The organism is Asaia sp. Ae19-3 (assembly GCF_059801175.1).
Map to the genome: position 1 here is coordinate 1,589,767 of NZ_JBCHWF010000001.1, position 12,734 is coordinate 1,602,500.

At 58.0% G+C, this 12,734-nt stretch carries 9 protein-coding genes, 1 tRNA gene and 2 rRNA genes (1 of these 12 running past the window's edge); 7 read left to right on the forward strand and 5 right to left on the reverse strand.

Going from position 1 to position 12,734, the window contains the following annotated elements; all coding sequences use genetic code 11:
* Positions 1 to 47: 47 nt before the first annotated feature.
* Complete coding sequence (locus AAID99_RS06840) at positions 48 to 1,028, reverse strand: 3-hydroxyacyl-CoA dehydrogenase family protein (protein ID WP_498493490.1); 981 nt, start codon at positions 1,026 to 1,028, stop codon at positions 48 to 50.
* Between the two features lie 147 nt (positions 1,029 to 1,175).
* On the opposite strand from AAID99_RS06840, the gene AAID99_RS06845 reads away from it, so the two are divergent.
* The 7 genes from AAID99_RS06845 (at position 1,176) to AAID99_RS06875 (ending at position 9,121) form a co-directional block, all read left to right on the forward strand.
* Complete coding sequence (locus tag AAID99_RS06845) at positions 1,176 to 2,138, forward strand: LysR family transcriptional regulator (protein WP_498493491.1); 963 nt, start codon at positions 1,176 to 1,178, stop codon at positions 2,136 to 2,138.
* A 60-nt stretch (positions 2,139 to 2,198) separates the two neighbouring features.
* Positions 2,199 to 3,152 (forward strand): LysR family transcriptional regulator, encoded by a 954-nt coding sequence (locus tag AAID99_RS06850; RefSeq protein ID WP_498493492.1) that lies wholly within the window; start codon positions 2,199 to 2,201, stop codon positions 3,150 to 3,152.
* A gap of 69 nt (positions 3,153 to 3,221) precedes the next feature.
* A complete protein-coding gene (gene denD / locus AAID99_RS06855; RefSeq protein WP_498493493.1) occupies positions 3,222 to 4,208 on the forward strand; it encodes a D-erythronate dehydrogenase in 987 nt (328 codons plus the stop codon).
* A gap of 77 nt (positions 4,209 to 4,285) precedes the next feature.
* Positions 4,286 to 5,620, forward strand: coding sequence for an MFS transporter (locus AAID99_RS06860; protein WP_188427086.1), 1,335 nt, complete (start codon positions 4,286 to 4,288; stop codon positions 5,618 to 5,620).
* Between the two features lie 38 nt (positions 5,621 to 5,658).
* Positions 5,659 to 6,585: a sugar phosphate isomerase/epimerase family protein gene (locus AAID99_RS06865; protein ID WP_498493495.1), complete on the forward strand. Its 927-nt coding sequence runs from the start codon at positions 5,659 to 5,661 to the stop codon at positions 6,583 to 6,585.
* Positions 6,586 to 6,658: 73 nt separating this feature from the next.
* The gene (locus AAID99_RS06870; RefSeq protein ID WP_188427088.1) at positions 6,659 to 7,960 is read left to right on the forward strand and encodes an MFS transporter; all 1,302 of its coding nucleotides are present in this window, start codon (positions 6,659 to 6,661) and stop codon (positions 7,958 to 7,960) included.
* 3 nt (positions 7,961 to 7,963) lie between these two features.
* Positions 7,964 to 9,121: an alpha-hydroxy acid oxidase gene (locus tag AAID99_RS06875; RefSeq protein WP_498493496.1), complete on the forward strand. Its 1,158-nt coding sequence runs from the start codon at positions 7,964 to 7,966 to the stop codon at positions 9,119 to 9,121.
* Between the two features lie 274 nt (positions 9,122 to 9,395).
* On the opposite strand, the gene AAID99_RS06880 is transcribed toward AAID99_RS06875, so the two are convergent.
* From AAID99_RS06880 to AAID99_RS06895, 4 genes are all read right to left on the reverse strand, one after another.
* Positions 9,396 to 9,833, reverse strand: a complete 438-nt coding sequence (locus AAID99_RS06880; protein WP_498493497.1) for an EamA family transporter — start codon at positions 9,831 to 9,833, stop codon at positions 9,396 to 9,398.
* Positions 9,834 to 10,396: 563 nt separating this feature from the next.
* A tRNA-Met gene (locus tag AAID99_RS06885) sits at positions 10,397 to 10,473 on the reverse strand.
* Positions 10,474 to 10,504: 31 nt separating this feature from the next.
* Positions 10,505 to 10,619, reverse strand: a 5S ribosomal RNA gene (gene rrf, locus AAID99_RS06890).
* Between the two features lie 110 nt (positions 10,620 to 10,729).
* Positions 10,730 to 12,734: ribosomal RNA gene (locus AAID99_RS06895) — 23S ribosomal RNA — on the reverse strand; it runs 736 nt beyond the window's last position.

The following is a 12,734-nucleotide window of genomic DNA, read 5'->3' on the forward strand; positions in this document are numbered from 1 at the left end:
CTGGCCTCTGACTCACGGGATACGGCCGGTACCGGCCTCCCCACCCCTCATTTCGGGCGTTTTTTCTCGAGCGGAGACGGGCCGAGCTCACGCAGCATTTCCGCCATCTTGGCATAGGCCTTGTTCCGATAGGCCACGAGTTCTGCTGCTTCCTCCGGGCTGTAATTCCCGTAATAACCGGCACCGTTCTTCACACCGTGCTTGCCTTCTTCCACCAGCTTCCTGACCGTATCAGGGCAGGACAGACGCGGACCGAAAGCATTCTCTGCGGTAACGAAGCCATTCACATAGACCTCAAGCCCGGCCATATCGGCAATGGCGAACGGCCCGAAGAAAGGCAGACGAAAACCGAAAGTCGACCGCACGATCGTGTCGACATCCTCCGGCGTCGCGATACCCTCTTCGACGATAGTATTTGCCTCCTTGAACAGCACATATTGCAGCCTGTTCAACACGAAGGTCGGCCTATCGGCCACCTCTGCCGATTGCCGGTTCACACGGTTCAGCATCTCCTTGACCGTCGCCACGACTTCCGGCTTCGTGGCGACGCCCGACACCAGCTCGACCCCAGGGATGAACGGTGCCGGATTGCTGAAATGCACAGTCAGGAACCGCTCCTGCCCTTTTACCATCGGCGCCAGCACATGCACGGGAATGGTCGAGGTATTGGTGCCGATAATCGCATCGGGACGGGCTGCAGCGCTGATACGCCCCAGCACCTCTTTCTTGACGTCCTCGCGCTCGAACACCGCCTCTTCGATGAAATCAACGTCGCGAACCGCCTCCTCGATCGACGGCGCCGTCGTGAGATTGACCATGATCCGGTCATAGCTGCCCCTCACGATCAGGCCCTGATCCTCAAAGGCGCGTGCCTCGCCCAGCAGACGCTCAAGGGCGCGCTGCGTCGCCTCGGGGGAAATATCGGCAAGGGTCACACGCATCCCTGCCGCTGCAAGGCTCTGGGCGATACCACCGCCCATATACCCTGCCCCGATAACCGCAGCACTTCTGATGATCTGAACCGACATGTCGCCCAACCTTCACAATCATTTTGATGGACGCTGAAAACGGAGTGTTCCAGCGATGATCCGGGCGGAAGAAATAGTCACCCGTTAAGAGGCGCGTCCAATAGTCGTATCCACGCGATACATAACCGTTTGACTATGAAATCTCTCATGCCGCACCCGCATCTCGGCCCGTTCTGGTTCATTGCCTCGCGCCTCAAGCTACGTCATCTGCAGCTTCTCTCGGCCTTTTCGCGTCACGCGACCCTTCAGGCTGCGGCGGAAAGTCTCGGCATGGCGCAGCCTGCCGCTTCCAAACTGATCGGAGATCTCGAGGATTTGATGAGGATCCGCCTCTTCCGTCTGGAAGGGCGACGTATGATCCCGACCTTTGCGGGCGAGGTGCTGACACGTCACGCCGTCTCCATGCTCGAGGAACTCGAACGAACACGCGTCGAGCTCAACGCCCTGGTCGACGGCCGCATCGGTCATGTATCGATCGGCGCAATTGATGGCCCGGTCATCCAGTCACTGGTCGATATGTTGCGCATCGCGCAGCAGGATTATCCCGAAATCGAGCTCGAAATTCGCAGTGGCCCGAGCGACGCGCTTTTCCAGATGCTGACAGACGGACAGATCGACATCATGCTTGGCCGGAGACCGGTCATCCCCTCTCCCTATCCGGTGCAGTATGAAGAAATCGCCGCCGAAAGGCTGGTAATCGCCTCACGCCCCGATCACCCCCTGCTCGGCAATGGCCCCGTCTCGCTGCAGGCGCTGGCGGAGTGGCCATGGATCCTGCAACGCAAGGGCAGCCGCTCGCGCCAGCGTTTCGAAGAGCTTCTTCTGGAAGAGGATCTTCCGCTGCCTACCCGTGTCGTGTCGTCCGATTCATGGATGATGACCCTCGCCTATATCACCCGGACCGACGCCCTCACGATCCTCTCCGCCCCTGCGGCAAAACTGCAATCGGATATCGGCCAGATTGCCAGCCTGCCAATCGATTTCGTGTTCGACGTGGCACCCTGGGGGCTGATGACATCAAAAGAACGCCCCTCGACACCCGCTGCACTCACGATCCTTTCGCTGCTGAAACAGGCCATGCACGAGCAGGATGCGCCAGCGCCCCGCTAGGCGCGCCCTCTCTGTTTCTGCCTGCGCACCTGTGACGATTTGCTTCCCGGAACCCGCTCCATGACGGCCCATTCACTGATCAACCGCCTCAAGCTCAGGCATCTGCGCCTGATACTCGAACTCGAAGCCACCAATAACCTGCATCGCGCCGCAGAGAAGATGAATCTCTCTCAGCCTTCTGTCTCAAAGCTGCTTCAGGAGGTCGAACACGCCCTTAATGCCCGTCTTTTCGAACGGTCGTCGCAAGGCGTCTTCCCCACCCCAAGCGGCGTTCTTGCGGCACGTCATGCACGATTGATGCTCAACGATATCGACCGTCTGCAGCTCGACATGAACGCCATGCAGGAAGGCACCTATGGAACCGTGCGTGTCGGATCGATCGTCGCGGCCCTGCCGGAACTTGTCTCGCCCGTCTTTGCCGATATTGCCCATTCCCAGCCAGGCATAAGCCTCTCTCTTTCGGTCGATACCAGCGATGCCCTGCTTCTTGGCATGGAAAGCGGAAGGCTCGACTTCGTGATCGGGCGTCCACTCGGGCTGCACGGCCCGACCTCACTCGATTGCCGTGACCTCGCCAGTGAACCCCTCTGCGTGGTGACAAGCCGCACAAATCCGATGGCCGATTCTGGCACCCTCACCCTGGAGGATGTGGCGCAGGAACGCTGGATCCTTCAGACCGCTCCCAGCCCCATGAGGCGAGCCATAGAAGCCGCCTTCACGACGGCGCTCCTTCCCCTGCCCGCACATCCCATCGAAGCGTCATCGATGTTCGCGACAATCGACCTTCTGCTGCATTCCAATCTTCTGGCGGTCATTCCATGCAGCGTGAGCCGACATTACGAAAAAGCCGGCATGATCCGCCGCCTCTCGGTACCGATGCCCGATTTTCTCGGCGCCTATTCTCTCATCAGCCTGCCTGACCGACCTCTGACACCCGCGGCCTTGCTGGTTTTCAGCGCCATTGAGGCTCTGGCGATCAGAAATGCTGATCACCCGCTTCCATCTTGCTTCTAGCGCCTGATTAACTTTCGGATAGGTTCCGTTCATCTGAATTCGGGTCTTCCGACAGGAAAGGTGACACAGATGCATATCCTCGTCATTGGCGCCGCAGGCATGATCGGGCGCAAATTTACCGAGAGCCTGATCAACACCCCCCTTGATGGGGCTGCCGCACTCAGCCGGCTCACACTGGCCGATGTCATCGCGCCGACGTCACCTGCCGGGTTTACCGGCTCGTGCGAGACCATGACATGCGATCTTACCCAGCATGGCGCCGCAGAGCGCCTTTTGAGTGGTCGCCCGGATATCATCTATCACCTCGCCGCCATTGTGTCGGGCGAGGCTGAGGCCGATTTCGACAAGGGCTACAGCGTCAATCTGGACGGCACACGCACGCTCTTCGAGGCAATCCGCCACATCAACAGCCGCGAAGGCTGGAAACCGCGCGTCGTTTTCGCGTCATCCAACGCCGTATTCGGTGGCGACTTCCCCGATATCATCCCGGATGACTATATCCTGACGCCTCAGACCAGCTATGGCACGCAAAAAGCCATCTGCGAGTTGCTTCTTGCTGATTATCGTCGGCGCGGTTTCTTCGACGGCATCGGCTTGCGCCTTCCCACCATCTGCGTGCGCCCGGGCAAGCCCAACCGCGCGGCGTCGGGGTTCTTCTCCGGCATCATCCGCGAGCCACTGGTCGGTCAGGAAGCCATTCTTCCCGTACCCGATACGATTCGCCACTGGATGACGAGCCCGCGTTCAGCCGTGCAGTTTCTGCGTCATGCCGCAACGCTCGATCTCTCCCTGCTGGGCGAGCGCCCCAATCTCTCGATGCCTGCGCTTTCCATCACCGTTGGTGACCAGATTGCCGCGCTGCGCCGCATTGCCGGTGACAAGGCCGTCGCGCTCATCAAACGGGCGCCGGACGAGGCGGTGGCGCGCATCGTGGCAGGCTGGGCACGGGGCTTTGACCCGCAGCGCGCCCTCGCGCTCGGCTTCACGACCGAACAAAGCTTCGACGAGATCATCGAGGCGCATATCGAAGATGAGCTCGGTGGGCACATTGCCTGAGATCACCCTCTCTCCATCAGCCTGACCACATCCATGCCCTGCGCGAAAAGCCGGGGCGTGATGAGGAGCCGAGCCTCATGATTTCTGCCACTCCCGCGACAGCGCCCCCCGCAAGCCCTGAAACCCTGAGAGCGCGGGCCACCGGCAAGGCATTTGCCAAGCTGCTGCCTTTTCTCATCCTGATGTATATCGTCGCCTTTCTTGACAGGTCGAATATCGGCTCTGCCAAGCAGGCGCTGCACACCGATGTTGGTGTGTCAGATGCAATGTTTGCCTTCGGTGCCGGTGTTTTCTTCATCGGCTATGCGCTGTTCGAAATCCCGAGCAACCTCATTCTCTACCGGGTGGGCGCCAGACGCTGGATGGCGCGCATCATGGTGACATGGGGCGTCGTCTCCGCAGGCATGATGTTCACCCAGGGCAATGTTTCCTTCGTTGTTCTGCGCACCTTTCTGGGCATTGCCGAGGCCGGTTTCTTTCCCGGCATCATGCTCTACCTCACCTTCTGGTTTCCCGAGAGAGAGCGCACCAAGGTGCTGGGGGTGTTCTATTTCGGCTATCCGCTGGCCATGACGTTCGGCAATCCGCTTTCGGGAGCGCTCTTCAATCTGGACGGGCTGCTCGGCCTCGCCGGATGGCAATGGATGTTCCTGCTTGAGGGCGGGCTCGCCGTCGCAATGGGTATCGCCACATGGTTCGTCCTGCCTGACAAACCACAGGATGTCGCCTGGCTGACAGACGAGGAAAAAGCAACGCTCAATGACATCCTGCGCAGAGAAGCGGCTGCCAAGGAGGGGGCAGATCATCACGGCGTCAAGCTCGGTGCACTCCTGCATTCGAGCAAATTGCTCCAGTTCCTTGCACTCTACATGGTCATGCAGGTCGCGAGTTACGGCGTCGTGTTCTATCTGCCCGAGCAGGTCTCTTCGATCCTGCATGAAAAGATCGGCTTTCGTGTCGGTCTCGTCAGCGGCATCCCCTGGGCTTTCGCTATTCTTTCGACCTTCGTCATCACCCGTCTGGTGCAAAAGCACGACGCGCCAAGACTGGGTCTGCTCGTCTGCCTGAGCATGGCCGCAATCGGCCTGTTCGTCTCGGGGGCAGAGTCCGGCATCGTTGCGATCATCGGGCTGTGCATCGCCGCCGCCGGCGTCGTGACGGTTCAGGCGGTTTTCTGGAATTTCCCTCTCGCCCATTTCACCGGGGCACAAGCCGCAGGCGCAATCGCGCTGATCAACGCACTCGGCAATCTCGGTGGTTTCGCCGCGCCCAATATCCGCAGCTTTGCCTCTCATCTTTGGGAGAGCCCTGCGGCCGGGCTCTATGCCGTCGCCCTCTCGGGTTTGGTCGGGCTGATTATCGCGGCTTTTCTGCCGCGCACCAATCATGAAAGCCACCACCCCGCCCATTGAGCGACTGATCGTTTTTCCTGCAAAAAAGGAGATTCACCATGCCTAGCCCTCTCAACCGCACCAACTGGCCCATCGCTGCGGCGATGATCCAATATGCCAATATCCTGCCAGACGGCTCGAGCGTGCAGGACCAGAAGCCCGAGGAATGGGCCGCTACCCTCGCCGAGGTGACAGACGCTGGCTTTACAGAAATCGACCCCACAGATTCATGGATCAGGCTCGCCGATCTGCCTCTGGCGCGTCAGCAGGTTTTTGCAGATCTGGTGAAAGAGGCCGGGCTGACCATGCCGGGGCTATCGACGGCCCGCCGTTCCGTGATCGATCCTGAAGCAGCGGATGAAAACCTCGCCTACAGCCATCGCGTGATCGACACGGCCGCTCGACTGGGCATCAAGGAAGTCTCGTTCGGTCTCTTCTATCCTCTGACCCCGCCCCAGAAAGCCGCACTCTGGTTCTGGACGGCGCAGGGCACCGTCAATCCGGATGACAAGGAGACATGGAAAAAAGCCGTCGAGCGCATACGCGAACTGGCACGACACGCCCAGGAAGTCGGTATCGATCTGTCCCTGGAAATGTACGAGGATACCTATCTAGGCACAGCCGATAGCGCGGTACGCTTCGTCGAGGATGTCGATTGTTCCAATGTCGGCATCAATGCCGATCTGGGAAATCTGGTGCGTCTGCATCGCCCGGTCGAGCACTGGGCGTCGATGATGCAGAAAGTCGCGCCTTTTGCACGCTACTGGCACGTCAAGAACTACTTCCGTACCGAAGACGCGACGACAGGCATGGTAGTGACCGCTCCCGCGCCCCTCGAATTCGGCGTGATCAGCTACCGGGCAGCCATCAAAATGGCTCTGGCACACGGCTTCAAGAGTGCCTTCCTGGTTGAGCATTACGGTGGCGACGGCCTGAGCGTGGCCGCGACCAACCGCGACTATCTGCGTCGCGTCCTGCCCAGATAAGCTTCGTTGCCCTGCATCGGCCCGGTGTCGATGCAGGGAACCGCCCGGCATCCCCTCAAACCGGAGAGAGATCATGCCCCGACTGCGCTGGCTGATGATCATCCTCTGTTTCGCCGCAACCACTATCAACTACATAGACCGCGCGACCATTGCCATTGCGGCTCCCTTCATGGCGAGGGAGCTCCATATCGACCCGGCCACTCTGGGCGTTATTCTGGGCGCGTTCTTCTGGAGCTACGCGTTCATGCAATTGCCTTTTGGCATGATCGTCGATCGTTTCGGTGTGCGTTCAGCCTATACGCTGGCGGTCATGTGGTGGTCGATCTGTACCGCTCTGACAGCGATCATACGCGGGCCACTCAGCATTCTCGGTCTGCGCTTGGCTCTCGGCATAGGCGAAGCGGGCAGCTATCCATCGAATGCAAAAGTCGCATCGCTCTGGTTTCCCAAAAGCGAGCGAGGTCTGGCCGCTGGTATTTTCGACAGCGGCTCACGCGCCGGTGCGGCTGTTTCTCTTCCCCTTGTAGCCCTGCTGATCGGCTGGCTTGGGTGGCGGTTGGCATTTGTCGCCGCAGGTGGGCTGGGCCTGATCTGGGTGGTCATCTGGCTTGCGTTCTATCATGATCCTGACCGGCATCCGGCGATATCGTCGTACCAGTTAGCCAAGCTGAGGGAAGCTCAACCGGCCAGCAGCAAGGCGGCACCCGGCGCCTGGAAGCAATTGCTGAAACACCGCTCGGTGTGGGGCATGATGCTCGGATTTTTCTGCGCGAATTTTGTCTTCTATTTCTTTGCGACATGGTTCCCGAGTTATCTCGTGTCAGCTCACGGGTTCTCGCTCAAGGAACTTGGCCTGATCGGCATGATACCCGGTGTGACAGCCATCCCTGCCGCGTGGCTGGGCGGCTGGACCTCTGACACATTGCACAGGCACGGCTGGAGTCTGACCGTAGCGCGCAAAAGCTGTCTGGTTGGCGGGCTGCTATTGTCCTCCGTGATCGCTCTATCAGCCTTTGCCACACAGACCTGGCTCTGCATCGCTCTGCTTTCGGTCTCATTCGGCGGCATCGCCTTTACCGGAGCGAATATCTGGTCGTTGCCAGCCGACATCGCCCCAAGTGCCGATCTCGTCGCGACGCTGGGCGGGCTGCAGAACAGTGCCGCCAATATTGCGGGTATCGTCATCGCCAGTTTTACGGGTCTCATGGTGAGCCTGACGCATGGCTCTTTCATGATCCCGCTTTGCGCGACCGGTGCCTTCGGCCTGTTGGGGGCGCTCTCCTATCTCTTCATCGTGGGGCCCATTGCACCGCTCCCTCTGGAAGAACCCAAAAAGAAACGGCCTCTGACGGCGAGCCAGACAGTAAGGATTTGACGCATGCCCGGGATTTCATCCGCAAGGCTGAAGCAGATACTCAATCTGAACGATTTCGAGGCTCAGGCACGCAAGCATCTTCCCAGAGCGATTTTCGGTTATGTGCAGGGAGGTGCCGATGATGGCACGACAATCAGCCATAACCGGGAAGTGCTGAACCGCATCCGTTTGATCCCGCGCATCCTGCGTGATGTCTCGGCTTGCTCTCAGGAAGTCACCTTATTCGGGCAGCGTTTCGCGAGCCCGTTCATGATAGCCCCCATGGGCGCTTCGGCAGTCGTTGCCCATGACGCCGATAACGCCATGGCCAAAGCCGCCAGAGCTGCCCGGATACCCTATATCCTGAGTGCGAATGCCATCACGCCAATCGAAGAAATAGGACAGAGCTATCCGGGTTGCTGGTTTGCCGGATACCAGAAACCCGATGAAAGCAATATCGAGCGCATGGTCAAACGCGTGGCCGATGCGGGATTTACTGCTTATTTCCTGACTGCTGACGTCGCCGTCGGCTCTAACAGGGAAAACAACAAGAGAAACGGTTACACCATGCCGTTCCGCCCGACAGCGCGCCTGGCTTTCGATATGGCCCGGCATCCCTCCTGGCTCTATCGAACCGGGCTGAAAACCGTCTGTCAGAGAGGCGTACCTCGGATCAGCAATATTGATCCTGTCGAACGGCCTTCCATTTTTTCAAGCGAGATCGATGCCGTCACCGGCTATGCAAGCTTCAGCTGGAAGCACGCAGAGATGATCCGCCGTTACTGGAAGGGCGCATTGATCATCAAGGGCGTGCTCTCTCCAGAAGATGCGAAGCTGGCGCGCGAGTTGGGAGCTGACGGGATTGTTGTCTCCAACCATGGCGGGAGGCAGCTCGATTGTGCCGTTTCACCAATGGAAGTCCTGAGTGCCATCAAAGCCGAGAGCGGGTCGATGACCGTACTCGTCGATAGCGGTTTCCGCCGTGGAACAGATGTCGTGAAAGGTCTTGCTTCAGGGGCCGACGCTGTTCTGATAGGTCGCCCTTTTCTTTACGCAGCAGCTCTGGGTCGAGAAAAGGCAATAACCCGCGCCATTGGCCTACTACAGCGTGAGATCCATATCGATCAGTGCCTTCTGGGGGTAGAGACCTGCGAAGCTCTCAAAGAGATTGCTCAAGCCTGACACAAGCGTAGCCGGAGGCCCCCCTACTATCTCTAACTCTCAATGAGGATAGTGCGGAGCTGGGAAGATCGACGAACTTCATCTGGCCGTTTGCGAATTGACGGCAGCGTGTGCAGCGAGAGACTGAGGCCTGTTACGACCTGCGATAGTCGGAGCCAACCGGACCTCGCACCCCGCTCACATCCGGATCCGCGTACCGCCTGCTATCCAGATGGCGGCAGGCCCTGAAAGACTTCCCGGCAGACGAAGCCCGAGACATGCGAATGCCGTAAATTTAGGCCGTCGCCACCGGAAGCGCGCCTATGGTGATACAAGCAACACCAAGCCATCCCTTTACCGACAGATATTCTCCAAGCAATAAGACGCCAAAGATGGCAACGATCACAACACTCAACTTGTCGACCGGCGCTACGCGTGCAGCATCACCCAGCTTCAGTGCCCGGAAATAACAGAGCCACGATGCCCCGGTCGCCAGACCGGAAAGGGCGAGAAACAGCGCTGTTCGAAAGCCTACCGGGCCGACAGCACGAAACTTTCCCGATATCACCAGATACGCAGCAAGAATTACAACGATGACTAGTGTGCGTATGAAGGTCGCCGCATCGGAATCGATTTGGCTCACACCCAGCTTTGCAAGAATAGCCGTCAGAGCAGCAAAACCCGCCGATAAAACTGCCCAGAAAAGCCAGGATGCCGTGAACAGATGAATCATGTGATTTCGCTTTCGCTCACCAGGTATGAGTCACCGCTTCATTTTCACCGGCAAAGCAGACAGGCACAATATACGCTGAGGCTTAAAATCTTCACTCAGCCAAGAACAAGCAGTTCGTGCCGCCTGAGCGCGTAACCTTCCAAAGGTACTGAAGGGCTATTTCATAACAAGCTCAAGAGACACTCATACGAATCAAAAGCTACATATTCTCTTCGTAGAGATTACCCTACCTGCCCTTCCTCCTCGGTACGAAAGTAGAGTACGGAAGTGTTCCTTATATTGAAGCGCGCAATTTCAGCGAACCGGTCGAGGTTCAGGAGAAATCACACCTCTTCACCTCGTGCGCCGTCACCGCGCCGCCTCTCTCGTTCTGCGCAAGTCCCGCTGCGAGCTGGACCCGTGAGCTTTGATTGAGCTGACTGCTGAGGCTTTTTTTTGCTGCGTCGGCATTGGTTTTACGGGAGCAGGCTTGTGATGGTCGCGCTATTTTTCTGATCGAACGACGAATACGCGCTGAGCGTTTAGCTGAGCGCGTTGTGGTATTGTGTATTGTATGGGGATTTTGGTTGCGGGGGCAGGATTTGAACCTGCGGCCTTCAGGTTATGAGCCTGACGAGCTACCGGGCTGCTCCACCCCGCGGGGGTGGTGTTTTTGTGGGGTGGATCAGGGGACCTGGCGGCGACCGACTTTTCCGCATCTTAAGATGCAGTATCATAGGCGCTGGGGCGTTTCACGTCCGAGTTCGGGATGGGATCGGGTGGAAGTCTCCCGCCATAGCCACCAGGTCTTCTGATCCACCCGACAACTGTGTGTCGGTGTGGGAGGTTGGTTTTTTGTATGATGAGTGTATTGCGTGGATGATTGCTATGCATGTGTATGCTCTCCTGGAGAGCGTTGTGTGAGCGATATGGGCGATTAGGACCGGTTAGCTTCACGTGTTACCACGCTTCCACACCCGGCCTATTGACGTGATGGTCTTTCACGGCCCTGTGAGACCTAGTTTTGAGGTGGGTTTCCCGCTTAGATGCTTTCAGCGGTTATCCCGTCCATACTTAGCTACCCGGCTGTGCCGCTGGCGCGACAACCGGTACACCAGAGGTATGTTCATCCCGGTCCTCTCGTACTAGGGACAAATCCTCTCAAGTCTCATACACCCACGGCAGATAGGGACCGAACTGTCTCACGACGTTCTAAACCCAGCTCACGTACCACTTTAATCGGCGAACAGCCGAACCCTTGGGACCTGCTCCAGCCCCAGGATGTGATGAGCCGACATCGAGGTGCCAAACCTCCCCGTCGATGTGGACTCTTGGGGGAGATCAGCCTGTTATCCCTAGAGTACCTTTTATCCGTTGAGCGATGGCCCGTCCACGTGGGACCACCGGATCACTATGGCCGACTTTCGTCTCTGTTCGAGCTGTCACTCTCACAGTCAGGCGGGCTTATGCCATTGCACTCGACAGTCGGTTTCCGACCGACCTGAGCCCACCATCGCGCGCCTCCGTTACACTTTGGGAGGCGACCGCCCCAGTCAAACTGCCCACCATGCAGGGTCCCGGACCAGGCTAGACTGGTCTCGGTTAGACATCAGAAAAATTCAGGGTGGTATTTCAAGGACGGCTCCACCGAAGCTGGCGCCTCGGTTTCATAGCCTCCCACCTATCCTACACAGGATGTCTCTGATGCCACTGCAAAGCTGCAGTAAAGGTTCATAGGGTCTTTCCGTCTGACCGCGGGTACCCCGCATCTTCACGGGGAATTCAATTTCGCTGAGTCGATGCTGGAGACAGTGGGGAAGTCGTTACGCCATTCGTGCAGGTCGGAACTTACCCGACAAGGAATTTCGCTACCTTAGGACCGTTATAGTTACGGCCGCCGTTTACCGGGGCTTCAATTCAATGCTTGCACATCTCCTCTTAACCTTCCGGCACCGGGCAGGCGTCAGGCCGTATACGTCGTCTCTCGACTTCGCACAGCCCTGTGTTTTTACTAAACAGTCGCTACCCCCTGGTCTGTGCCACCCGCATCTGGTTGCCCAGAGACGGGTCTTGCTTATCCCGAAGTTACGCAAGTAATTTGCCTAGTTCCTTCAGCATCGTTCTCTCAAGCGCCTTGGTATTCTCTACCAGTCCACCTGTGTCGGTTTCGGGTACGGTCTATACGCCAGAGCTATTTCCTGGAATGCTCCAAAAGCCTGGTCAATCCAATAAGACCAGACAACATATCGCATTCGTCACTTCTGGCAGGCCCAGTAATATTCAACTGGTTCCCATCGACTACGGCTTTCGCCCTCGCCTTAGGGGCCGGCTCACCCTGCGTGGATTAACCTTGCGCAGGAACCCTTGGACTTTCGGCGACAGTGTTTCTCGCACTGTTTGTCGCTACTCATGTCAGCATTCGCACTTCCGATATCTCCAGAGAGGGTCACCCCGTCTCCTTCGCAGACCTACGGAACGCTCCGCTACCGCGCATATCAAAGATATGCACCCACAGCTTCGGCACGTGGCTTGAGCCCCGTTACATTTTCGGCGCAGGGTTTCTATTAGACCAGTGAGCTATTACGCTTTCTTTAAAGGATGGCTGCTTCTAAGCCAACCTCCTGGTTGTTTTGGAATCCCCACATCCTTTCCCACTTAGCCACGATTTGGGGGCCTTAGCTGGTGGTCTGGGCTGTTTCCCTCTCGACAATGGACCTTAGCACCCACTGTCTGTCTGCCACGCTCATACTCCTCGGTATTCGGAGTTTGGTTAGGTTTGGTAAGACTTTGGGTCCCCCTAGCCCATCCAGTGCTCTACCCCCGAGGGCAATACGTGACGATCTACCTCAATAGATTTCGCGGAGAACCAGCTATCTCCGAGTTTGATTGGCCTTTCACCCCTAGCCACAGCTCATCCCCGAC

Bases quoted from the DNA above. Each gene is read 5' to 3' on its own strand.
- AAID99_RS06840 (WP_498493490.1), bottom strand. From the start codon at position 1,028: ATGTCGGTTCAGATCATCAGAAGTGCTGCGGTTATCGGGGCAGGGTAT.
- AAID99_RS06845 (WP_498493491.1), top strand. From the start codon at position 1,176: ATGCCGCACCCGCATCTCGGCCCGTTCTGGTTCATTGCCTCGCGCCTC.
- AAID99_RS06850 (WP_498493492.1), top strand. From the start codon at position 2,199: ATGACGGCCCATTCACTGATCAACCGCCTCAAGCTCAGGCATCTGCGC.
- denD (WP_498493493.1), top strand. From the start codon at position 3,222: ATGCATATCCTCGTCATTGGCGCCGCAGGCATGATCGGGCGCAAATTT.
- AAID99_RS06860 (WP_188427086.1), top strand. From the start codon at position 4,286: ATGATTTCTGCCACTCCCGCGACAGCGCCCCCCGCAAGCCCTGAAACC.
- AAID99_RS06865 (WP_498493495.1), top strand. From the start codon at position 5,659: ATGCCTAGCCCTCTCAACCGCACCAACTGGCCCATCGCTGCGGCGATG.
- AAID99_RS06870 (WP_188427088.1), top strand. From the start codon at position 6,659: ATGCCCCGACTGCGCTGGCTGATGATCATCCTCTGTTTCGCCGCAACC.
- AAID99_RS06875 (WP_498493496.1), top strand. From the start codon at position 7,964: ATGCCCGGGATTTCATCCGCAAGGCTGAAGCAGATACTCAATCTGAAC.
- AAID99_RS06880 (WP_498493497.1), bottom strand. From the start codon at position 9,833: ATGATTCATCTGTTCACGGCATCCTGGCTTTTCTGGGCAGTTTTATCG.